This window comes from Pikeienuella piscinae, from assembly GCF_011044155.1.
In the GTDB taxonomy this organism is placed as follows: domain Bacteria; phylum Pseudomonadota; class Alphaproteobacteria; order Rhodobacterales; family Rhodobacteraceae; genus Pikeienuella; species Pikeienuella piscinae.
Genome location: NZ_CP049056.1, coordinates 3,498,563 through 3,520,469, shown reverse-complemented (window position 1 = coordinate 3,520,469; position 21,907 = coordinate 3,498,563). Strand labels below are relative to the sequence as shown.

The window sequence follows — 21,907 nt, the reverse complement described above, 5'->3', positions numbered from 1 at the left end:
CGGGCGAGAGCGATCTAAGTTGAATCGCCCCGCGATGCAAGCGCCGCTACTCGCCCGGCGCGGCGTAGCGCGCGACGATCTCCGCACCGCGCGCCGGCGAGATGATCGGTGGGATCACCGTCAGCAGCGCTCCCGCTCCGTCCATCAGGTAAATGAAGGAGCCATGCGCAAAGACCGGGCCGTATTCGGGGTCGACGAACACCTCTTTCGCCTCGATCTGGAATAGCGCGCGCACGCGCTCAAGCTCCGCCTCCGTTCCGGTCAGGCCGACGATTCCGGGGCCGAATTCAGCCAGCGATTCTGTCATGCCCTCCGGCGTGTCGCGCGCGGGGTCGACCGTGATCAGCACCGGACGCACCGGCAAACCGGCCGCGCCGGCGATCTCCGCAATCTCGGCCATGCGCGGCAGGGCGGTGGAGCAGATCGCCTGACAATGGGAGTAGCCGAAAAAGAAGAGCTGCATCCGCCCCTCGGGGTCCGCCTCGGTCCGCTTCGCCCCGTTCTGGTCCGTCAGCGTGAAGGCGCCGCCGAGATCGACGGGAAACGGCGTCGCATCGCCCTCCAGCGGCCTGTCCGAGAGGTGACGAAGCGCCTCCTCCTTGTCCTCATGCGTCACACCGTCATGGGCGAAAGCCGCCGCCGCCATCACGACTGTCGCCGCGCCGGCGGTCCAGCTTGCGCGCCAACCCCTCCTACCGGCCGAAAACCGCATCAGAACCAGTCCTCGATGAACGCCTTGTCCGCCTCCGCGCCGAGACCGAGATACCCGCCCTTTGCGATTTCCGCCTCGACGCGCGGATCCTTGCGGAACCACGGGCCGTCCTTCTTGGCGGCTTCGGGGTTCTTCCCGGCCCAAACCTTCGTCCATCGATCGGCCTTGATCCATTCCGCTTCGCCCGCCGCGCGGATGAACTGCACCATGTAGAACTTGGCGGGCGCGCGCTCCTCGTCGCCGACCAGCAGGCCATCGACCTCGACCTCCTCGCCGCACCAGGGCCGAAGGTCGGCGACGGCGCCGTTGAAGAGTGGCTGGCTGTTCTTCATCGGAAACACCAGAACGCCATCCGACGCGCGCACCAGTCCGAGTTGGCGATCGCCGCCCCCGCAATCCGCCGGGCAATCGCCAGTCATCTCGCAGAGGATGTCGACCACCCTGGCCGTGAATAGAGCTTTCTCCTCACCCAGCAGCCCCCAGGATTTCGCATTGGAGCCGGCCGCGAAGTCCGCGGCGGAAAGTGGCGCGGCGAACAGGGTCAGCGCCACGGCGGCCAGCCGGACAATCCATGGGTTCATTTCGCAGGTCATGGCGTCACTCCTCGGGCTCGGGGATCGCGAACCCTGGCGTCACGCCGTAGTCCTCATGGCTCAGATTTACGATTCCGGCGTCCCCGACCACTTCGCCGATCACGATGTAGTCGATGCCGTCGCGCCGGTAATGCTCGCCCGTGGCGGTGAGCTGGCGGCTCGCGGTCGTCACCAGACGGTCGCCGCCGTTGGTCTTGTCGCTGTCCTCGATCTTCAGGATCATGTAGACGGTTCCGTCCTCCGCCAGCAGCCCGACCGGTATGCCGCCGGCCGCGCACCAGACCGCGCATGTGTGGTGGGCGGTTCCCAGCGTCGCCTCGGCGGCGCCCATGACGCCCGAGAAATAGCACCAGGTGTCCATCGCCTCGCCGGTGACGGTGATCTTCTCCGCCGCCGCCGCTCCGGCCCAGCCAGCGGCGAGGGCCGCCGCAACTCCCGCTATCGCACGCATCGTCCGCCTCCCTGTTCATCGGATCATGCCATAAAACCGCTCGCGCCCCGATAAACTTGCCGAGACTCGCGGCGCGGGTATGCTCCCCCGGGATGAGGGGCGGCGCATGAAAATCCTCTTTGTGCATGAGAATTTCCCGGCGCAGTTCGGCGCCTTCGGCCGCTGGCTTTCCGGCCGGGGTTGGGATGCGCGCTTCGCCACCGCCTGGCGGGGCGGAGAGCCGAACGATCCGCGCTTCCTGCGCTACGCGGCGCACCGCGGCCCGACGGAGGGCGTTCATCCCTACGCCGCCAATCTGGAGAAAGCCGCGATCAACGGCCAGGCCGCGGCCCGCGCCTTCATCGAGGCGCGCGCGAACGGCTACGCCCCCGATATCGTCATGGCCCATTCCGGCTGGGGTTCGGGCATGTTCGCGCGCGACATCTGGCCGGAGGCGCGCTTCGTTCCCTATTTCGAGTGGTGGTACGAATATCCGCCGCCGGACGATCTCTCACTCGGGATCCACAAGTCGGATCTTCACGCCCAACTCCTGCAAAGAGTGCGGAACGCCCCTTTCCTGCTGGATCTGGAGGGCGCGGACTTGGCGTTCTGTCCGACCGAATTTCAGGCGGCCCGCTTCCCCGCCGCGCTTCGTCGACAACTGACGGTGATGCATGACGGCATTGATTGCGCCCTCCACCGCCCGGCCGAGCGCCCGGTGACGGTGGCCGCCGGGCTCGATCTTGCAGCGATGCCGGAAATCGTCACCTTCATCACGCGGGGGATGGAGCCGCATCGCGGCTTTCCGCAGTTCATGCGGGCGCTCAGCGCGCTTCAGGCGGCCCGGCCCGGCCTTCACGCGATCATCGGCGGCGAGGATCGCGTTTCCTATGGCGCGCGACTCCCCGAAGGCGAAAGCTGGAAGGCGCGAATGCTCGCCGAGCTCGACGACACGCTCGACCACGCGCGCATCCACTTCGTCGGCCTGCAGCCGCGCGCCGAATATGTGAAGCTGCTTCAAGCGAGCGACGCCCATGTCTACCTCACCGCCGATTTCGTCCTCTCCTGGTCGATGCTGGAGGCGATGGCGATCGGCTGCCCGCTCATCGTCTCCGACTGCGCGCCGGTGCGCGAGTTCATGGACGAGGAGACCGGACTCTTCTGCGGCCTCCATGACCAGGCGGCGCTTGAGCGGCGTATCGCGGAAGCCCTCGACCATCCGGAAACGATGCGCGCCAAGGGCGCCGTCGCCCGCACGGCGGTCATGGCGCGCTGCGATCGGGCGACGATCTGGCCGGCGAAAGAGAAGTTGCTCACGAGCCTGCTCTGAAGGTTCGCGCGCGGATGTGTAGCGTCTTGCTCAGCCGCGCGAGCGACGCGATGTCGCCATTCCCAGCAAGTCGGCAGAACGTTGGAGACGGTTTTCCCGCCAGACTGGCGTCGCATGGCGCGCGCCGTGCTGCAAAGCCCCGCATCGCCAAAGCTGCAGAATGACAAGAGCGGAAGGCCGCCCGGACTCTTCGCCGCTTACCAGCGGAAAAAGGCCGCCCTATCAGGCGGCCTTTCGCATTCATAAGTGGGCGGACGCTTACTCGATGATCTTGCCGACGACGCCGGCTCCGACGGTGCGGCCGCCTTCGCGGATGGCGAAGCGCAGGCGCTCCTCCATGGCGATCGGGGCGATCAGCGTCACTTCCATCTTCACGTTGTCGCCCGGCATCACCATCTCGGTGCCCTCGGGCAGCGCGCAGGTGCCGGTCACGTCCGTCGTCCGGAAGTAGAACTGCGGCCGGTAGTTGGTGAAGAACGGCGTGTGCCGCCCGCCCTCGTCCTTGGTCAGGATATAGGCCTCGGCCGTGAACTTCGTGTGCGGCTTCACCGAGCCCGGCTTGCAGAGCACCTGGCCCCGCTCCACGCCCTCGCGGTCGACGCCGCGCAGAAGCGCGCCGATATTGTCGCCCGCCTCGCCCCGGTCCAGAAGCTTGCGGAACATCTCCACGCCGGTGCAGATCGTCTTCTTCGTGTCCTTGATCCCGACGATCTCGATCTCTTCGCCGACCTTGATCACGCCGCGCTCGACACGCCCCGTCACCACCGTGCCGCGACCCGAAATCGAGAACACGTCCTCGATCGGCATCAGGAACGGCTGGTCGATCGGACGATCCGGCTGCGGGATGAACGCGTCCACCGCCGCCATCAGCTCGGCGATCTTCTCCGCCCCGATCTCGGGGTCGCGATCCTCCAGCGCCGCGAGCGCCGAGCCGGCGATGATCGGCGTGTCGTCGCCCGGGAAATCGTACTCGGTCAGAAGCTCGCGCACCTCCATCTCGACAAGCTCGAGAAGCTCCGGGTCGTCGACCTGGTCAACCTTGTTCAGGAAAACCACCATCGCCGGAACGCCGACCTGCTTGGCCAGGAGAATATGCTCGCGCGTCTGCGGCATCGGACCGTCCGCCGCGTTCACCACCAGGATCGCGCCGTCCATCTGCGCCGCGCCCGTGATCATGTTCTTCACGTAGTCCGCGTGGCCCGGGCAATCGACATGCGCGTAGTGGCGCGCCTCCGTCTCGTACTCGACATGCGCCGTCGAGATCGTGATCCCGCGCGCCTTCTCCTCCGGCGCCGCGTCGATCATGTCATAGGCCTTGAACTCGCCGAACTGCTTCGTGATCGCAGCCGTCAGCGTCGTCTTGCCATGGTCAACATGACCAATCGTCCCGATGTTGCAGTGCGGCTTCGTACGCTCAAACTTCGCTTTCGCCATCGCTCCAGGGTCCTCGAATTCAATTATGCGGCGCGCCGTTCGCGCCTCGCCATTCTCGCGCGGCGAGATAGGCGATAACCGGGGGCGAGGCAACAGGGAATCATTGTCGCCCGACGGCCATACCGGAGCGCGCCGACGCTCACCGCGCGGAAGAGACCACGCCCACACCGCCCGAAGCGGCGCTCTCACCTTGTTCATCGGTGTGAGGAGTACATCTTCCGGCGGCGCGAATGACCTTCGATAGACAGGTTTCCGCGTGATGGCCGGTTGCGGCGCGACCCGGCGCGCGCCACCGCAATCAGAACCGTAGTGATGATGGAGCGGGTGAAGGGAATCGAACCCTCGTCGTAAGCTTGGAAGGCTTCTGCTCTACCATTGAGCTACACCCGCTCGGTTGCGGCCGGCGCCGCCGGCCGCGCGCGATCAGTTGACCGCGTCGGTCGCGGCCTTGGCGGCCTTGAACTTCACGCTGGTCTTGGCGGCGAAGGTCATCGTCTCGCCGGTCCGCGGGTTGCGACCCTGGCGGGCGTCCTTATGGACGGTCGAGAGACGACCGAGGCCCGGCACCGCGACCACGCGGCCGTCCTTCAGCGCCGCGATCGCCGCATCGGCGAATGCCTCGAGCGCAGCTGCGGCCTGGCTCTGGGTGATGCCGGCGCCTTCGGCGACGGCCGCGACGACTTCGGATTTCTTGTCCATGGATTGTCTCCTGCCTTTGTTGCGCGACCGATGGCCCCCTGCACCGTCGCGCCCCCTTATTAGTCAAGATTTCCGTCAAGAAAACCGCCAAATCGACATGGAATCCGAAAATCCCGCTAAAACCCTCAGGAAAGCGCCGTCGCAGGTTATTTTCGCCGCTCTCTTGCCGGATCCGCGGCGACGGGCCATGCATATCCAGGCTGAACAGCACGAGAGAGATCCATGCCGACGACGCTTATCACCGGAGCAAATCGCGGTATCGGGCTGGAGATCAGCCGCCGTCTCGCGGCGCGGGGCGACAATGTGCTCGCCTGCGCGCGCGCTCATCCACCCACGGGCGAGAGGTTCGAGCCCGTCGAACTCGACGTGACAATGGAAGATTCGCTTGCGGCGCTTTCAACGCGGCTGGACGGGCGCGCGCTCGATCTGCTGGTCTGCAACGCCGGACGGCTGATCGGGCGCGGCGGCGTCGACGATCCCGCCTATAGCGCCGAGGCCTTCGCCGAGGTTCTCGCGGTGAACGTCACCGGCGTGTTCATGACGATCCGCGCCTGCCTCCCTGCGCTGCGGCGGGCGAAGGGGAGAATCGCGGTAATTTCGTCGCAAATGGGTTCGAGCGCGCGCGCGAAGGGAGCCGCATATCTCTACCGCGCCTCGAAAGCCGCGGCGACCAACCTTTCGGTCTCGCTGTCCAAGGAGCTCGGCGACGAGGGGATCGCGGTCGGGGCCTATCACCCGGGCTGGGTTCGGACCGATATGGGCGGCGGCGGCGCGGCGATCTCAGTCGAGGAGAGCGCCGCCGGGCTGATCGCCCGCTTCGACGAGTTGAACGTCGCCAACGCCGGGCGGCTCCTTTTCTATTCCGGTGAGGAAATCCCCTTCTGAGCCACCAACCCGGCCTCCTCCACCGTTGCGATCAGCAAATCGATCTCACGCGCGCCGCTGAACCGGTGATCGGCGCCTTTCACCAGCGTCAGCCGAGTGTCCGGCCCCTCGACATGGCCGAGAAGCCTCATGGCGACATCGACGCTCACATCCTCGTCGGCTGTCCCCTGCAGAAGCCGCACCGGGAAGCCGACGCGAAGCGGCGCGTCGAGGACGAGGTTCCGCGCTCCGTCCTCGATCAGCTTTCTCGTGATTGGATAGGGATCGTCCGAATAGGCCGAAGGACGGCGCCAGAGGCCCGTCGCCGCCATCTCCGCTCGCGCCGCTTCGTTCATCGACGCCGCCATCTCCACGGTGAAATCGGGCGCTGCGGCGACGCCGACCAGCGCCGCGACGCGCGCCGGCGCCGCGCGCGCCAGGAGCAGAGCGATCCACCCGCCCATGGAGGATCCGACGACGACCTGCGGCCCTTCCGTCAGTCGCGTCACAGCTTGGATCGCGTCATCCGCCCAGTCGCCGACGCAGCCATCCTCAAACGCGCCGGAGGACGCGCCATGCCCCCGATAGTCGAAGCGCAGGAACGCGTGGCCCTCTCTTCGCGCCCAGGCCTCCAGCGCCAGCGCCTTCGTGCCCTCCATGTCGGAGCGGAACCCGCCGAGAAAGACCACGCCCGGCGCGGCGCGTCCGGCTCCCTGCGCCTTGGTCCTGACATGCGCGATGCGACGGTCGGGGCCGAGGTCGAGATAGGTGGGCGTTGACATTTCTTCGGCTCCTGCGTCGATGCGGTCGCGCCAAGACTAGATCGCCGGCGCGCGCGACGAAACCTTCGCCGCCCGCCCTGTGATCGCGAGAAAGCGGAGCGTCAGAAGACACGCGGTCACGATCAGCCCGACCGCGAGCCCGACCCAGAGCCCGACGCCGCCCAGGCCCATCGGAAAGGCCAGGAACCAGCCCCCGCCGACGCCGAGCGCCCAATAGCCGAACGCGCCGAGCCAGAGCGGATAATAGGCGTCGCGCACCCCACGGAGCGCGCGCGACATGATTGCCTGCGCCCCGTCGAATACCTGAAAGATCGCGGCGATCACCATCAATTGCGAGACGATGCCGGAGACCGCTTCAAACCCCGGATCGTCCGCGGATATAAAAATCCGGGTGATCGTTTCGGCGAGGAGAAGCGGCGCCGCCACCATCAGCGTCAGGATCGCGACGCCGATGCCGAGCGCGACCAGCCCGGCCTGCCGCGCGCCGGCCGGGTCGCCGCGCCCGACGCCGTGCGCGACGCGCACCATCGCCGCCTCCGCCAGCCCGAGAGCGATGACGAAGGGGATGCCGATCCAGCCCATCAGCACCTGATGCGCCGCCAGCATCTCCGCCCCGATGATTCCGGAGAGGAGGCCGACTGCGCTGAAAAGCCCGGCCTCCACCCCCACCAGCCCGGCGATCGGCAGGCCGAGCCGGAAAATCACCTTCACGATCGCCGGATCGAAGCGCAGCCGCGCACGAAAGAGCCCGTAGCCGCGAAGCGCGGGCTTGCGCCAGATATAGAGCGTCAGCGCCGCCAGCATCGCCCAGGCGACGATGACCTTCGCAGCCCCGGCTCCGGCGATGCCCATCTCCGGCAGGAACCAGCGCCCGTGCACCAGCCCCTCCGCCAACGTCCAGTTGACGAGGACGGCGGCGACGGTGATCGCCATGACCGGCCCGGTGCGCGAAAGCGCCGCGACGAAATCGCGGAGCACGGTGAAAAGAAGCGTCGGCAGCGCGAAGAAAGAGAGAACATGTAGATAGGGCTTCGCGAGCGCCGCCACCTCCGCGTCCTGCCCGGTCCAGCGCATCACCGCGTCGAGGTTCCAGACCAGCGCGCCAAGCGGGATCGAGAGCAGCGCCGCGACGATCAAACCCTGCCGGGCGGCGTGCCCGGCTTCGGCCTTGCGGCCCGCGCCTTCGGCCTGCGCCGCGAGGACGCCGGTGATGGAGAGGAGCCCCATCGTCACCACCAGCGCCTCGAAACTCAGCGAGCCGCCAAGCCCGACGGCCGCGAGGTGCTTGTAGCCGAGAGACCCCACGACAAGCTTGGTGGTCAAGAACATGGAGAATTCGGCGATATAGGCCGCCATCAGCGGCGCCGCGATCAGAAGCAGCCGTTTCGCCTCCTCCCCTCGCGTGAAATCCGGCTTCCGGATCATCTCACCGCTCCGCTCTCAGGCGCCTACGACCCCGATCGGCGTACGCGCGAGCGGTTTCCACCATTTCTCGCCGCGCTTCCAGCCCGGCGCCGCGGAAAGATCAGGGAGACCAGGCGAGAAAATTCGCAATCAGCCGCAGCCCGGTCTCCTGGCTCTTCTCCGGGTGGAATTGCGTCCCCGCGAGGTTGTCGCGCCCGACCGCCGCAGTGACCATTTCGCCATAAGCGACATGGGCGAGCCGGAGCGCTGGATCGCGCGGGCGGAACTGGTAGGAATGGACGAAATAGGCGTGGGCGCCCTCCGCTATCCCCTCGAAGAGCGGATGAGCGCCAAAGATCAACTCGTTCCAGCCCATATGCGGCACCTTCAGCCTATCGTCATCGGGCCGGAGCTTCACCACTTCGCCGGGGATCCAGTCGAGACCGGCGGTGTCCTGGAACTCCCGCCCCACTGTCGCCATCAATTGCATCCCGACGCAGATGCCGAGGAAGGGCGCGCCGCCCCGATGCGCCCGCTCCTCCAGCGCCTCGACCATACCTGGAGCCGCGTCGAGCCCAGCCCGGCAGTCCGCGTAGGCCCCGACGCCAGGCAGCACGATCCGGTCGGCCCGGCGCACGATCTCCGGATCGGCGGTGACGGTGATCGCTTCGCCCGTCCCTTCCCTGCTCATCCGCTGAAACGCCTTTTCGGCGGAATGGAGATTGCCGGAGCCATAGTCGACGATTGCGACCGTCATAGCGTTCCCTTGGTCGAGGGCACGGCGTCCGTCTTGCGCGGGTCGGTCTCCAGCGCATCCCTGAGCGCCCGCGCGACAGCCTTGAAGCATGTCTCGGCGATATGGTGGGAATTGACGCCGTAGAGCGTCTCGACATGCAGCGTCATGCCGGAATTCATCGCCAGCGCGGTGAAGAACTCGCGCACAAGCTCGGTGTCGAAACTCCCGATCTTCGGCGCGGTGAAATCCACATTCCACACGAGGAATGGCCGTCCGGACAGGTCGAGCGCGGCGCGCGTGAGACACTCGTCCATCGGCAGATAGCAGGACCCGTAGCGCCGGATCCCTGTTTTGTCGCCCATCGCCTTCGCCAGCGCTTTCCCGAGCAGAATCCCGGTGTCCTCAACGGTGTGATGATCGTCGATATGAAGATCGCCCGTCGCCCGGACCTTCATGTCGATCAGGCTGTGACGCGCGAGCTGGTCGAGCATATGGTCGAAGAAGCCGACCCCGGTCTCATTGTCATAGGCCCCGGTCCCGTCAAGGTCGATCGCGACCTCGATCTCGGTTTCGGCGGTCTTGCGGTTCTGCTTGGCGACGCGGGCCATGACGCTCTCCTCAGGCTTGCGCCGCGCTTATATGCGCGGCGCGGGCCAAGGCCAAGCGGCGTCACGCGTCCGGGACGGCTACGCGGCGCACGGGAACTGGCTCATGAAGCCCTTTCAGCGTCACCTCGCCATGCGGCTCGAGCGCGAATTCCGCCTCCAGCGCCGCCGCCGCGCGCGGGCTGAGCAGAATCTCTCCATCCTCCGCCCGGTCGCATAGCCGCGAGGCGAGATTCACCACCGTCCCGCTCGCGGTGTACTGACGCCGCCCTTCGGACCCGACCATGCCCATCGTGGCGTATCCGAAGGAGACCCCGACGCCGAAGCCGAGTCTGTGCCCCAGACGCCGCCATTGCGCGCAGAGCGACTCCATCCGCGCTCGCATCGCGAGGGCGAGCCGCAGAGCGTCGCCGGCCGGGTCGTCGCAGGGGAGGGGGTCGTTGAAGATCGCCATTATCCCGTCGCCGGATCTATGATCGACGCCGGCGCCATGGGCGTCCAGGAGGCGCCCCATCTCCTCGTGATAGCTCTGCAGAACCTCGATCGCCTCCTCGGGCTCGGCTCGCTCGCAGAAGGCGGTGAAGCCGCGCAGGTCGCAGAACAGCGCCGCGATCAGCGCGCGATGGGAGGAAAGCATCTGCTCGCCCCGCGTGACGACGACTTCTGCGACCTGCGGCGGCAGGAAGCGCTTCAATCGGGCGAGCCGCGCCAGTTCCGCGACCTGCGCCTCCACCCGCGCTCCAAGTTCGCCGTTGAGCCGCTCAAGCTCCCGGAACTGGCGAACATTCTCGATGGCGATCACCGCCTGTGCGGCGAAGGCGTCCAGAAGGTCGCGATCATCTTCGGTGAAGGGTTGAACGTGGCGCCGGCTCAGCACGATGCAGCCTATTCCGGTCCCGCCGCTGACGAGCGGCGCGGTCAGGTAGCTTCGCATCCCCTCTTCGTCCACGAGCCGTTTTCGGATTCGGTCCCCCGCTCGATATTCCTCCGTGTCGGCGAGGTCCGGGACGAGATGCGCGCGCGCCTCACGGATCGTCGTGGGTACGATATGCGGCAGGTCCAGCGGCCATTCCTCGCCGATGGAGGTTACGCGCATCTCCTCGCCCCAGGCCGCCGCCATCTTGAAATGCGAGCGCGTCTCGTTCGCTAGTTCCAGTCGCGCGATCGGCGCGTCGCAGAGCCGGGCCGCGCTCTCTAGGATCACGTCGAAAACGGGCTTCTCGTCGTCGCGGGAGCGGCTGATGACCTCGAGCACGTTCCGCAGCGCGGCTTCCCTGAGTTGCGCCGCTGACTTCGCGCGCCCGGCCGGCGCGTCCTCTCCCAGCATCGCTTGCTCCTCCAAGGGCGGGTCTCGCCCAGAGACTAGGCGCTCGCGCACCCGGAGGCCAGCGTGCGAGCGGCGGATGCAAGGGCGTTTAAATTCCCGTGGCGAGGCTATATGTGCCACCGAACGGAAAACGGAAACAGGTTGCGGGAGACGCGCATGACCACCATCGTGGGCGTGAAGAAGGATGGCCAGATCGTCATCGCCGGCGACGGGCAGGTCAGCCTCGGCAACACCGTGATCAAGGGCTCGGCGCGGAAGGTCCGCCGCCTTTCGCCCGGCGGGCGCGATGTTATCGCCGGTTTCGCCGGCTCGACCGCGGACGCCTTCACATTGTTCGAACGGCTGGAGTCGAAACTCGAAGCCGTCCCCGGCCAACTCACCCGCGCCGCCGTCGAGTTGGCGAAAGACTGGCGAACCGACAAGTATCTGCGCAATCTCGAAGCCATGCTGGTGGTGACTGATGGCCGGGATCTTCTGGTCATCACCGGCGCCGGCGACGTGTTGGAGCCTGAGGGCGGCGTCGCCGCGGTGGGTTCAGGCGGCAATTTCGCCCTCGCCGCCGCTCGCGCGCTGATCGACACTGATGCTACGGCAGAGGAGATCGCGCGGAAGGCGATGAAGATCGCTTCAGAGATCTGCGTCTTCACCAATGACATGCTCGTCCTAGAATCCATCCCCGCCGCTGAGGAGTGAACGGTGGGCTGGATCTATGTCGTCGTCGCAGGTTTTCTCGAGGTCGCATTCACCACCGCGATGAAGGAATCGGCGGGACTGACCCGGCTCTGGCCGTCGATCTTGTTTTTCATCACCGCTTCGCTGAGCTTCTGGTTCCTAACCCGCGCCGCGATCACCCTGCCGATCAGCACCGCCTACACGGTCTGGGTCGGCATCGGCTCCGTCGGCGCGACGCTGGTCGGAATCTTATTCTACGGCGAGCCGGCCGGGCTAGCGCGCATGTTCTTCATCGGGTTGCTGATCGCATCGATCATCGGCCTGAAACTGGTTTCGGAATGACCGATGCGGGAGCGGCGGCGTGGATGACATTCTGAAGATCGTGATTGCCGCCGCCGTCGGCGGCGTCATCGGCCCGATCATCCTTGAGCATTACCGCGCCTGGCGACGCGAGCGCGAATGGGAGCGGCCGCGAAAGGCGCTTCTGACGAAGCTGCTTTCCGGGCCGCTGGTCTTTCGCTCGCTCGACATCCTCAGCCGCACCACGGGCACGACCCATGAAGAATGCCGCTCGCTCCTGATCGCGCTCAGTGCGCGCGGCGGACTTCTCAGCGACGGGCGCGAGGCCTGGGCGCTGATCGACCGCGCGCCGCTGAAGGACGCGGATGACCCCGAACTCATCGAACGCAACCGCACGCAGAGCGGCGGAGAAGACACCGAGGAAGAATGACCGAACTGACCCCCCGCGAGATCGTCTCGGAACTCGACCGCTACATCATCGGCCAGAAGGAGGCGAAGCGCGCCGTCGCGGTCGCGCTTCGCTCACGCTGGCGTCGACAGCGAATCGAAGGGCCGCTCCAGGCCGAGGTGACGCCGAAGAACATCCTGATGATCGGCCCGACCGGCGTCGGCAAGACGGAGATCAGCCGCCGCCTCGCGAAACTCGCCGGCGCCCCGTTCATCAAGGTCGAGGCGACTAAGTTCACCGAAGTCGGCTATGTTGGTCGCGATGTCGAGCAGATCGTCCGCGATCTCGTCGAAGCCGCCATCGTCATGCAGCGCGAGACGCGGCGCGAAAGCGTCAAGGCCCGCGCCCATGACGCTGCGGAGGAACGGGTGCTGAACGCGCTCGTTGGCGAGAACGCCGGCGAATCGACCCGCGCGACCTTTCGGAAGAAACTCCGTGAGGGCGAGCTTGACGAAAAGGAGATCGAGGTCGCCGTCGCCGACACCGCCAATCCGTTGGGCATGCTCGATCTGCCCGGCGGCGGCGGCCAGATGGGTATGGTCAATATCGGGGACATTTTCGGGAAAGCCTTTTCCGGACGCACCAAGAAGCGAAGGATGAAGGTCGCCGACAGTTACGAGCTGCTGATCGCCGAGGAGGCCGACAAGCTGGTCGATCAGGAGGAGATCACCCGAGACGCCATCAGCGCGGTCGAGGAGGACGGCATCGTCTTTCTCGACGAGATCGACAAGGTCTGCGCTCGATCCGAGGGCGGCGTGCGCGGCGCCGATGTCAGCCGGGAGGGCGTGCAGCGCGACTTGCTTCCGCTGATCGAAGGCACGACGGTGACCACCAAGCACGGCGCGGTTAAGACCGATCATATTCTCTTCATCGCCTCCGGCGCCTTTCATGTCGCGAAGCCCTCTGATCTCCTCCCTGAATTGCAGGGACGTCTTCCGATCCGCGTCAGCCTCCGCGACCTGACGGAGGAGGATTTTGTCCGAATCCTGACCGAGCCCGACAATTCGCTCGTCAAACAGTATGAGGCGTTGATGAAGGCGGAGGGCGTGACGCTCGAATTCACCGAGGACGGCGTCAGCGCGCTGGCCCGGATCGCCGCCGAGGTGAACAGGGCGGTGGAGAATATCGGCGCCCGCCGACTCTACACCGTAATGGAACGGGTGTTTGAGGAAATCAGCTTCACCGCCCCCGACCGCGACGGCGAGACGGTGACCGTCGACGCCGCTTTCGTTGAGCGCCATGTCGGCGATCTCGCCGCCTCGGCAGATCTCAGCCGCTATGTGCTCTGAGCCGGCAGGAGCGATCGGATGCGCCTGATCGCCCTCGCCGCAATCGCGGTTTTCGCGCTCGACCAGGCCTCCAAGTTCTTCGTCATGGAATGGCTCGACCTGATCGGAAAGCGGACAATCGACGTGATGCCACCCTTCCTGAATTTCATCATGGCCTGGAATCGCGGGGTGAATTTCGGCGTTCTCACCACCGAAGCCGACCTCGCCCGTTGGGCGCTTGTCGTGCTCGCCATCGCGATTTCGGCCCTTCTGCTCGTCTGGGCGCTGCGGCGCGGCGGCCGATGGCTCCTGGTCGGGGCCGGCATGGTGATCGGCGGCGCGCTCGCCAACGCGCTCGACCGCGTCCGCTATGGCGCTGTCGCGGACTTCCTGAACATGTCATGCTGTGGTATCGACAACCCCTATGTCTTCAACCTCGCCGATGTGGCGATCTTCGCCGGCGCCGGCCTGATGATCCTGACCAGCGGCGAAAAGCGCGCGGCCGGACGGTGAGCGCGTGCGCCGCATTGCGACGAAAGCCGGGAGCGGGCATTATGCCGCCGATGACTGAGACAACCATACGGAGCCGGTCGATGCCGCGCACGCTTCTGACCGCATGTTCAGCGCGAGTCGCGCTCCTGTCGGCGGCGGCGTTGCTCACCGGCTGCACGCTGAGTTCCGAGGACGGCACGATCGGCGAGCAGCTCGGTTTCGCCGTCGGCTCGCCCGACGCGTTCATGATCATCGCGCGCGAACCCATCCAGATGCCGCCCGACAACAGTCTGCCGACGCCGCAGCCCGGGGCCGCGAGCCCGCGGATGCCCGACCCCTACGCCGAGGCCCGCGAATCCCTCTTCGGCTCGCCCGAGGAGCCGGAACGTCTCGCCTCGACCAGCACCGGCGAAGAGGCGCTTCTCGCAGGGGCCGGGGCCACCACGGACAACAGCGCCGTGCGCGCCGAAATCGACGCCGAGGTCGACACCGAACGGAAATTCGGCTTGACCTCGTTCTTCGGCATGCCGATCCCGGCCAATCTCGACAACCCCAACATCGTCGTCGACAGCCAGGGAGAAAACGAGCGGCTTCGCCAGCAGGGTCTCCTTACGCCAACGGCGCCGCCGGTCGAAGAAGAGGACGACGAGTAACGACCCTGTGAACGGCGCTGGCGCTGGCGCCGGGGCCGCCACATCTCCCCAGAGCACCCGCGCGCCGGCTCCGGCGCGCCAAGACCCGGAGACGCCGCATGACGCCCCGCGCGCCCGTCCTACTCGCCACGATCCTCACGCTTCTCGCCCTCCCCGCCCTCGCTGCTTCGAAAGTCTCCACCTTCACGCTGGAAAACGGCATGCAGGGCGTGGTGATCGAGGATCATCGCGCCCCGGTCGTCACCCAGATGGTCTGGTACAAGGTCGGCTCGGCGGACGAGACATCCGGAAATTCCGGCATCGCTCATTTCCTCGAACACCTGATGTTCAAGGGCACCGACAAGATCCCCGAAGGGGCGTTCTCCAAGATCGTCGCCGAGAATGGCGGACAGGACAACGCCTTCACCAGTTACGACTACACCGCCTATTTTCAACGAATCGCCGCCGACCGGCTGGACCTGGTGATGGGGATGGAGGCGGACCGGATGCGCAATCTTCGCCTCACCGATGCGCTTGTCCTGCCCGAACGCGACGTCATTCTTGAGGAGCGCAACCAGCGGACGGAAAACAACCCCGGATCGCTGTTTCGCGAGCAGATGGACGCCGCGCTCTATCTCAACCACCCCTATGGCCGGCCGGTGATCGGCTGGCGGTCGGAAATGGCCGAACTGACGCTGCAGGACGCGCTCGAATTCTATGCCGCGCATTACGCGCCCGACAATGCCATCCTTGTCGTTGCCGGCGATGTCGAACCGTCGGCGGTCGAGGCGTTGGCGAAAGCGCATTTCGGCCCGATACCGGCCGCGGGCGTCGAACCCCGACGCCGGCCGCAGGAGCCGCCGCAGCTCGCCCCTCGCCGGCTCGAAATGGCGGATGCGCGTGTCCGCCAGCCCTATGTGATCCGCACCTATCTCACGCCATCGCGGCGTTCAGGCGGCGATGAGGACGCCGCCGCGCTGTCGATTCTGGCTGAGGTTCTCGGCGGCGGCGGCGTCACCTCGCGGCTTGCGAAAAAGCTTCAACTGGAGGATCGGATCGCGATCAGCTCCGGCGCCTCGTATAACGGATCCGGGCTCGATTATGGTGAATTCTCGGTCTACGGCGTGCCGGCCGAAGGGGTCGCGCTCGACGATATCGAGACCGGCTTCGACGCTGTGATGGCCGAACTCGCCGAAACCGGCCCGACGGACGCAGAACTCGATCGCGCCCGCGTCATGATCCGCGCCTCCGAAATCTATGCGCAGGACAGCCAGCAGGGCCTCGCGCAGCGTTACGGCGCGGGCCTCGCCACCGGCCTGACCGTCGAGCGGATCGAAGCCTGGCCCGACATTCTGGCGGGCGTGAGCGCCGATGACGTGAAGCGCGCGGCGACCATGCTCCGTCTCGAGGCCTCCGTCACCGGCCGGCTCGTCGAAGCGAAGGAGACGACGCAATGATCCGCTTTCTCGCGCCGCTCGCGCTCATCGCCTTCGCCCTGCCCGCCCTCGCCGCCGCGCCGATCCAGCGCGTCATCAGCCCGGGCGGAATCGAAGCCTGGCTGGTGGAGGAGAACTCGATTCCCATCGTCTCCATCGGCATTGAATTCGAGGGCGGCGCCCTGCTCGATCCGGAAGGCAAAGAGGGGCTCGCCAATCTCCTCGCCGGGCTGCTCGAGGAAGGCGCCGGCGATCTCGACGCGGTGGGGTTCGCCGAAGCCGCCGACGCGCTCGCGGCGCGTTTCCGTTTCTCGGCGGGCCGCGAAAGCCTGTCGGTCTCCGCCTCAATGCTGGCGGAGAACCGCGAAGCCTCCGTCGACCTTCTACGCCTCGCGCTCACGGAGCCGCGCTTCGACGAGGAGCCGCTGACACGGGTGAAACGGCAGATCGCCTCCTCGATCCGCTCGGACGAGACGGAACCGAACGCCATCGCCGGCAAGGCGTGGTTCGAAGCCGCCTTTCCCGACGATCCCTATGGCCGGCCGAGCGACGGCACGCTGGAGAGCGTCGCCGCGCTCAGCGCCGACGACCTTCGCGCCCAGCGCCCGCTTCTGCTCGATGTCGGCGCCGCGCATATCGGCGTCGTCGGCGCGATCAGCGCCGAGGAGCTTGGCCCTCTCCTCGACCGGTTGCTCGGCGATCTGCCGAACACGCCGTTCGCTCCGCCGCCTCCGGCCACCGTCGCGGCCCCGCCCGGCCTGACGGTGATCGACCTCGACGTGCCGCAATCGGTAGCGGTTTTCGGACACAAGGGGATCTTGAGGGACGATCCGGATTTCATTCCGGCCTATGTGATGAACTACATTCTCGGCGGCGGCGGCTTCTCGTCGCGGCTGACCGAGGAGGTGCGCGAGAAGCGCGGCCTCGCGTATTCCGTCTATTCCTACCTCTACCCCCTGAAGCGCGCCGGGCTGGTGATCGGCGGCGTCGCCTCGGGGAACGGCGCGATGGCGGAAACCGTCAATCTCGTTCGCGCGGAATGGCGCAGGATGGCTGAGACCGGCGTCAGCGAAGAGGAGCTCGAAAAAGCGAAGCGGTACCTGACCGGGGCCTACGCTCTGCAATTCGATTCGAACGCGAAGATCGCCAACATGCTCGTCGGCCTTCAGTCCGCCGGCCTTCCGATAAACTATCCGGAGAGCCGCAATGCGCTGGTTGAAGCAGTGACGACGGAGGATATCCAGCGCGTCGCGAGACGCATCCTCGACGTCGACGCGCTCAGTTTCGTCGTCGTCGGCCGCCCCGAGGGCCTGCCCGGAGATCAGGGCGAGAAAGACCCTGAGTGAACGCGTGGGATACCGGAGCGCGGCGCAAGCGCGGCCCGATGCGAAAGCGAACGCGGCCCCGCCGCGAATGACCCGCCTGTCGTTCGCGTCGCCGCCTGGGTCTTAGTATGGCTTCCGACCGGGCGCGCGTCCGATCGCGCGCTTCGCGAGTGGCGTTTCCCCGGATCTGTGACCGTGATGGGGGCGGGCCGGCGCCACCCCGACCTGTCTTGCGGCGCCCGGACGTCGATTGACGGCCGCCGGCGTGACATAAGGGCGGGATCAAAGGAAGGACATGGAGATGGCGAGCCGGCGCCGAAGTGACATTTCAAGCGAAACGACGAAAGCGGTGCTGGCGCATTGGCGGGATTCTGCGCCCGACGACCGGCCGGCGCATCTGTTGCGGCACGTTTCGCGCGGGCTGAGGCGGGCGCTGGAGTTTCGTCTCGCCAAACATTCTATTTCATTCGGACACTGGACCTTTCTGCGCATACTCTGGCTCGAGGACGGTCTTTCGCAGCGGGAACTCAGTATCCGCGCCGGCGTGATGGAGCCGACCACACATACGGCGATCGCGAAGATGGCGACGCTGGGGCTCGTGGAGCGCAGGCAGGCGCAGCCGGGGCGCAAGCGTAGCCATATCTATCTCACCCCGCACGGCAGGGCCCTGGAAGCCGAACTCGTCCCGCTCGCGGAAGAAGCCAACAACGTGGCGCTCGCCGGCGCCGCCGAGGAGGACGTAGCGCGGCTTCGCGCCATCCTGCTTCTCATGGTGAAGAACCTCGCGGCGGATGAAATCAGGGCGCTCGACAGCGGCCAACGTATTCTGCCGACACGACGCCGCGCGGGGCGAACCTGAAAACTAGCTCCGCCCGGCGAGAAGTCCGAGCAACGTCTCGACGCCGACCACCTCGCGCACCGGCAGATGGGCGATGTCGCGCCCCTCCTCGGCAGGGGTGATCGCGTCGCCATCCCAGAGCCACCAGTAGATCGCGTCGCCGTTCCGGTCGCGGATTGGCGTGCGGAAGAGCGGATAGGCCCGTTCCGCCGCCGGAACAGGTAGGCGGTCAACGACCTCTCCGGCCAGCTCCCCGTCGAGCATCGCCGCCGAAAGCGGGAAGAGGACGATGCTGAAGGGCGCCGCGGTCGCCTCCGCCAGTTTGGCGGGGCGCGCGACATGGAGCCCGGAATAGACGCGCAAGGCCTCCGGGTACGCCGGATGCAGATGCGTCACCAGCACGTAACCGCGGCCGGCTTCCGTGTTGATCTCGACCAGATCGCCCGGGTTCATTCCGCGTCTCAAAGACTGTAGCTTTCCATCGTGGAGGGATGAAACAGCTCTTCGAACGCCAGCTTTCGGGGCGAAAGCCCCTGCCTGTGGTGCTGATCGAGAAAATGCGTGAGGACATGCTCGTTGGCGCGCGCGCCATAGCTCCAGAGATCATCAGAAAGACGCGCCGCGCGCGCCAGCGTATCCTCGACGAACGGCATGGTCACCTTTGTCGCCGACGTATCCGACAGCGCCGCGACCGCCATGCGTTTCGCTTCCGAGAACGCCTTGAAAAGCGCGCCGGGCAACCAGGGATGCCGCTCCGCAAGCGACCGGCGAACGCCGAGCACATGCATGATTGGAAAAATCCCGGTTCGGGCGTGATATGCTTCCGCCGCCGCCATCGTGTCGGCGAAAAGTCGTCCGACATGAGGATGCCCCTCGTGGAAGCAGCGCGGCCAGCGCGGCCCCATGAAACCGTCGATCGCTCCCGCGGCGAGCATGCCATTCAGCGTCGCGCCCTCGGGGGCGGCTTCGATCCGGATCTCCGGCGGCAGGTCCAGCTTCATCTTCTCCGGTCGGCCGGGCGTGTCCATCCCGCCCCGCACCCACGAGATTTCGTCCGGCGGGACGCCAGCGTCGGTGAGCAGGGCGCGCGCCCAGACATTCGCAGTAAGTTGATACTCCGCGATCCCGATCTTTCGCCCGCGCAGATCCTCCGGCGCGGCGATACCGCGATCGGTGCGGATATAGATCGAGCTGTGCCGGAAGGCGCGGCTGAGAAAGACCGGAACCGCGACATAGGGCGCATCGTCCTTCGCGAGCGACACGCAATAGGAGCTGAGCGAAAGCTCGCTGATGTCATAGGCCTGATGGCGGAAGGCGCGGAAGAACATCTCTTCTGGCGACTGCAGCATGCAGATCGGATCGACCCCGTCGATCGCGACGCGCCCGTCGACGATCGGCCGGGTCCGGTCGTAATCGCCCATGGCGATCGAGAGGCGAAGTCGGCTCATGATGGAACTCCGATCTGGCGGCGAAGGGCGGCGGGGCGGCCGCTCTCGGCGCTTTCAAGCATTGCGTGGCATACCTCCAGCGAAGCGAGCCCCCACCGCCCGGTCTGGAGCGGCGACGCCCCACCCCGAACCGCCGCGACAAGCGCATCTGCGACCTCCGCCCGCGCGGTGCGGAAGGGGGCGGGGCGTGTCTCTCGCCGTTCGTCGCCGAAAATCTCAATCCCGTCCGGCGTCAGGTGAATGTCGCCTTTCTCGCAGAAAGCGATGATCGGGCCGAAATGCTCGTGATGGCTTGCGGCGGGGGTCTCCGCCATCGAGGTGAAGCTCCGCGCCGCCTTGAGCGCCGTTTCATCATCCGCAGCGCCGAGCGCGCGCCGCGCGGCGCCATAAAGACCCGGATCCTTGTCGCGGCCAAGTTCATCGACGCCCCCCTGCCATCCGTCGCTGTCGAACCGGCCGTAACCGGAATAGGTGAGCGACGCGAAGACGCCGCCGGCGAAATCGATCAGCGCGGCGTAGGCGCCTTCGGTCGGGCGCTCCGGATCCCAGGCTCCGGTTCTGGCGAATACCGATGTCGCCAGCCCGCCGCAAAGAAGGCGCACGATGTCGACCTGATGAACCCCCTGACTGAAGATCACCCCGCCGCCCAGCTCGGTCCGAAGCTCTTCCGGCCGGCGCGGGCGATAGAGAAAATCGGTGCAGTTGAGCGCCTGAACCATCCGGACGCGCCCCAATTCGCCGCTCCGAATCAGCTTCGCCGCCTGCTCCACCGGCGCGTCGAAGCTGTGGCTCGGCCCGACGATCAGCCGCACGCCGGCCGACTCACAGGCGGCGACGATCGCCTCAGCGTCATCCAGTTCAACGGCGATCGGCTTTTCCAGCAGCACATGCTTGCCGGCGCGCGCCGCCGCGATCGCGTGGTCGCGGTGCATCCCGTGGGGCGTGGTCACATAGACCGCCTCGACGTCGCTGTCGGCGCAGAGCGCCTCCACGCTTTCGAACGTGCGCCCGCTGAACGCCGTCTCGAACGCCCGCCGGGATTCGGCGCGCGGCGCCGCCGCCGCGACCAGGCGGACGCCCGGATGCGCCGCGAACGCCGGCGCGGTCAATGCGAAGGCCCGCCCAAGCCCGACCACGCCGAGACGGACGGGGTCAGACGTCAATGACCAGATCCCCTTCCAAAGCGCGTGAGACGCAGATCATGATATGCGTCTCGCGCTCCTCATCCATCAACACCATGTCGCGATGATCGACGGCGCCTTCGATCAGCCGGCATTTGCAGGTGCCGCAAGTTCCGCTTTCGCAGGAGCTGGCCATCGCCGCGCCGGCGGCGCGCGCCGCCTCCAGGATCGTGCGATCCGCCGGAACGTCGATGGTTTCGCCGGACTTCGCCAGTTTCACCTTGAACGCCACATCGTCGGCGCGGACGACTTCGACGGGTTTAAAATCCTCGAACGAGACCGCCCCTTCTGGCCAGTGGCCGGAGATCGCCCTGATCTCCTCCATCAGCGCCGCCGGGCCGCAGCAATAGACGCGGGCCTTCGTGGGCGTCTCGAAGTGATCCCAGAAATCATAGAGGCGCGCCGGCTCTCCGCCATCGAAATGCGCGATCAGCCGGTCGCCGCAAAGCGTCCGCAAATCATCGAGATAGGCGGCGCTTTCGACTTCGCGCGCGCAGTAGATGACGTGGAAGGGCTTTCCAGCCTCGCTCAGGGCGGTCGCCATCGCATGGATCGGCGTGACGCCGATTCCCCCCGCGATCAGCAAATATTCCGGCGCCTCCCGTAGCGGAAATTCGTTGACCGGCGGCTCCGCGCAGATCGGGTCGCCCTCGCGGAGATCGTCGTGCATGGAGGCCGACCCGCCGCGGGAGGCGGCCTCGCGCTTCACCGCGATGCGATAGTTCGTCGGGTTCCGGTCGCCGTCCAGAAGAGAATACCTGCGCATCGCGCCTGATGGCGTGCGGACGGTGATATGCGCGCCGGCCTCGCCGCCCGGCAGCGCCGCGCCGTCCGCAGCGACCAGCGTGAACTCCGCTATATCCGCCGAGAGCGTCCGACGGGCAGCCACCCGCAAGTCGATTTCGCCCTCTCGATCCACCATCGGTTCTCCGCCTCCCTCAATCTAGTTAG

25 protein-coding genes and 1 tRNA gene are annotated in these 21,907 nt (G+C 66.6%); 11 read left to right on the top strand and 15 right to left on the bottom strand.

The genetic code is table 11. The features are described from left to right. Window positions 1-46: 46 nt before the first annotated feature. From G5B40_RS16745 to G5B40_RS16735, 3 genes are read right to left on the bottom strand one after another with little or no spacing between them, the layout of a single operon-like run. On the bottom strand, window positions 47-712 hold the full coding sequence (locus G5B40_RS16745) for an SCO family protein (RefSeq protein ID WP_165100946.1): 666 nt from the start codon (window positions 710-712) through the stop codon (window positions 47-49). Next, window positions 712-1,305, bottom strand: coding sequence for a hypothetical protein (locus tag G5B40_RS16740; protein ID WP_246209586.1), 594 nt, complete (start codon window positions 1,303-1,305; stop codon window positions 712-714). The genes G5B40_RS16745 and G5B40_RS16740 overlap by 1 nt, the downstream gene beginning before the upstream one ends. 4 nt (window positions 1,306-1,309) lie before the next feature. After that, on the bottom strand, window positions 1,310-1,756 hold the full coding sequence (locus G5B40_RS16735; RefSeq protein WP_165100943.1) for a hypothetical protein: 447 nt from the start codon (window positions 1,754-1,756) through the stop codon (window positions 1,310-1,312). A gap of 106 nt (window positions 1,757-1,862) precedes the next feature. Between G5B40_RS16735 and G5B40_RS16730 the strand changes: the two genes are divergently transcribed. Beyond that, window positions 1,863-3,065: a glycosyltransferase gene (locus tag G5B40_RS16730; RefSeq protein ID WP_165100939.1), complete on the top strand. Its 1,203-nt coding sequence runs from the start codon at window positions 1,863-1,865 to the stop codon at window positions 3,063-3,065. Between the two features lie 258 nt (window positions 3,066-3,323). Here the strand turns inward: G5B40_RS16730 and tuf are convergent, their stop codons facing one another. From tuf to G5B40_RS16715, 3 genes are all read right to left on the bottom strand, one after another. After that, on the bottom strand, window positions 3,324-4,499 hold the full coding sequence (gene tuf, locus G5B40_RS16725; RefSeq protein WP_165100936.1) for an elongation factor Tu: 1,176 nt from the start codon (window positions 4,497-4,499) through the stop codon (window positions 3,324-3,326). Window positions 4,500-4,815: 316 nt separating this feature from the next. Next, a tRNA-Gly gene (locus G5B40_RS16720) sits at window positions 4,816-4,889 on the bottom strand. A 33-nt stretch (window positions 4,890-4,922) separates the two neighbouring features. Beyond that, on the bottom strand, window positions 4,923-5,198 hold the full coding sequence (locus tag G5B40_RS16715; RefSeq protein ID WP_165100933.1) for an HU family DNA-binding protein: 276 nt from the start codon (window positions 5,196-5,198) through the stop codon (window positions 4,923-4,925). Window positions 5,199-5,420: 222 nt separating this feature from the next. Between G5B40_RS16715 and G5B40_RS16710 the strand changes: the two genes are divergently transcribed. After that, a complete protein-coding gene (locus G5B40_RS16710) occupies window positions 5,421-6,083 on the top strand; it encodes an SDR family oxidoreductase (RefSeq protein WP_165100931.1) in 663 nt (220 codons plus the stop codon). Here G5B40_RS16710 and G5B40_RS16705 read toward each other — a convergent pair. From G5B40_RS16705 to G5B40_RS16685, 5 genes are all read right to left on the bottom strand, one after another. After that, a complete protein-coding gene (locus tag G5B40_RS16705; protein ID WP_165100928.1) occupies window positions 6,056-6,844 on the bottom strand; it encodes an alpha/beta hydrolase in 789 nt (262 codons plus the stop codon). The two genes, G5B40_RS16710 and G5B40_RS16705, sit on opposite strands and share 28 nt — an antisense overlap. Window positions 6,845-6,880: 36 nt before the next feature. After that, window positions 6,881-8,269, bottom strand: a complete 1,389-nt coding sequence (locus G5B40_RS16700) for an MATE family efflux transporter (protein ID WP_165100925.1) — start codon at window positions 8,267-8,269, stop codon at window positions 6,881-6,883. Window positions 8,270-8,369: 100 nt separating this feature from the next. Beyond that, the gene (gene hisH / locus G5B40_RS16695) at window positions 8,370-9,005 is read right to left on the bottom strand and encodes an imidazole glycerol phosphate synthase subunit HisH (RefSeq protein ID WP_165100922.1); all 636 of its coding nucleotides are present in this window, start codon (window positions 9,003-9,005) and stop codon (window positions 8,370-8,372) included. Next, window positions 9,002-9,592: an imidazoleglycerol-phosphate dehydratase HisB gene (gene hisB / locus G5B40_RS16690; protein WP_165100919.1), complete on the bottom strand. Its 591-nt coding sequence runs from the start codon at window positions 9,590-9,592 to the stop codon at window positions 9,002-9,004. Before hisB ends, hisH begins: the two co-directional genes overlap by 4 nt. Before the next feature lie 61 nt (window positions 9,593-9,653). Next, complete coding sequence (locus G5B40_RS16685) at window positions 9,654-10,916, bottom strand: adenylate/guanylate cyclase domain-containing protein (protein WP_165100916.1); 1,263 nt, start codon at window positions 10,914-10,916, stop codon at window positions 9,654-9,656. A 156-nt stretch (window positions 10,917-11,072) separates the two neighbouring features. Here G5B40_RS16685 and hslV point away from each other — a divergent pair, with 156 nt between their 5' ends. The 9 genes from hslV (at window position 11,073) to G5B40_RS16640 (ending at window position 18,348) form a co-directional block, all read left to right on the top strand. Continuing rightward, window positions 11,073-11,609 carry an ATP-dependent protease subunit HslV gene (gene hslV / locus G5B40_RS16680; RefSeq protein ID WP_165100913.1) on the top strand — a complete coding sequence of 179 codons (537 nt, stop codon included), beginning with the start codon at window positions 11,073-11,075 and terminating at the stop codon, window positions 11,607-11,609. Between the two features lie 3 nt (window positions 11,610-11,612). Beyond that, the gene (locus tag G5B40_RS16675) at window positions 11,613-11,930 is read left to right on the top strand and encodes a DMT family transporter (RefSeq protein WP_165100911.1); all 318 of its coding nucleotides are present in this window, start codon (window positions 11,613-11,615) and stop codon (window positions 11,928-11,930) included. A gap of 19 nt (window positions 11,931-11,949) precedes the next feature. Beyond that, window positions 11,950-12,318, top strand: a complete 369-nt coding sequence (locus G5B40_RS16670; RefSeq protein WP_165100908.1) for a hypothetical protein — start codon at window positions 11,950-11,952, stop codon at window positions 12,316-12,318. After that, window positions 12,315-13,625, top strand: a complete 1,311-nt coding sequence (gene hslU / locus G5B40_RS16665) for an ATP-dependent protease ATPase subunit HslU (RefSeq protein WP_165100905.1) — start codon at window positions 12,315-12,317, stop codon at window positions 13,623-13,625. The genes G5B40_RS16670 and hslU overlap by 4 nt, the downstream gene beginning before the upstream one ends. Window positions 13,626-13,643: 18 nt before the next feature. Further along, window positions 13,644-14,117 (top strand): signal peptidase II, encoded by a 474-nt coding sequence (gene lspA / locus G5B40_RS16660; protein WP_165100902.1) that lies wholly within the window; start codon window positions 13,644-13,646, stop codon window positions 14,115-14,117. Between the two features lie 80 nt (window positions 14,118-14,197). Continuing rightward, window positions 14,198-14,749, top strand: a complete 552-nt coding sequence (locus G5B40_RS16655) for a DUF3035 domain-containing protein (protein WP_165100900.1) — start codon at window positions 14,198-14,200, stop codon at window positions 14,747-14,749. A gap of 98 nt (window positions 14,750-14,847) precedes the next feature. Then, complete coding sequence (locus tag G5B40_RS16650) at window positions 14,848-16,185, top strand: M16 family metallopeptidase (protein WP_165100897.1); 1,338 nt, start codon at window positions 14,848-14,850, stop codon at window positions 16,183-16,185. Continuing rightward, window positions 16,182-17,510: a M16 family metallopeptidase gene (locus tag G5B40_RS16645; RefSeq protein WP_165100895.1), complete on the top strand. Its 1,329-nt coding sequence runs from the start codon at window positions 16,182-16,184 to the stop codon at window positions 17,508-17,510. The genes G5B40_RS16650 and G5B40_RS16645 overlap by 4 nt, the downstream gene beginning before the upstream one ends. Before the next feature lie 280 nt (window positions 17,511-17,790). Further along, window positions 17,791-18,348 carry a MarR family winged helix-turn-helix transcriptional regulator gene (locus tag G5B40_RS16640; RefSeq protein WP_165100892.1) on the top strand — a complete coding sequence of 186 codons (558 nt, stop codon included), beginning with the start codon at window positions 17,791-17,793 and terminating at the stop codon, window positions 18,346-18,348. A gap of 3 nt (window positions 18,349-18,351) precedes the next feature. Here G5B40_RS16640 and G5B40_RS16635 read toward each other — a convergent pair whose 3' ends face one another. From G5B40_RS16635 to G5B40_RS16620, 4 genes are read right to left on the bottom strand one after another with little or no spacing between them, the layout of a single operon-like run. Then, complete coding sequence (locus tag G5B40_RS16635; protein ID WP_165100889.1) at window positions 18,352-18,780, bottom strand: hypothetical protein; 429 nt, start codon at window positions 18,778-18,780, stop codon at window positions 18,352-18,354. 8 nt (window positions 18,781-18,788) lie between these two features. Then, entirely contained in the window at window positions 18,789-19,775 is a 987-nt protein-coding gene (locus G5B40_RS16630; RefSeq protein ID WP_179961586.1) for a PhnD/SsuA/transferrin family substrate-binding protein, read from the bottom strand. Next, window positions 19,772-20,938 carry a Gfo/Idh/MocA family protein gene (locus G5B40_RS16625; RefSeq protein ID WP_165100886.1) on the bottom strand — a complete coding sequence of 389 codons (1,167 nt, stop codon included), beginning with the start codon at window positions 20,936-20,938 and terminating at the stop codon, window positions 19,772-19,774. Before G5B40_RS16625 ends, G5B40_RS16630 begins: the two co-directional genes overlap by 4 nt. Next, window positions 20,928-21,878, bottom strand: a complete 951-nt coding sequence (locus G5B40_RS16620) for a PDR/VanB family oxidoreductase (RefSeq protein WP_165100883.1) — start codon at window positions 21,876-21,878, stop codon at window positions 20,928-20,930. The genes G5B40_RS16625 and G5B40_RS16620 overlap by 11 nt, the downstream gene beginning before the upstream one ends. Window positions 21,879-21,907: the final 29 nt, after the last annotated feature.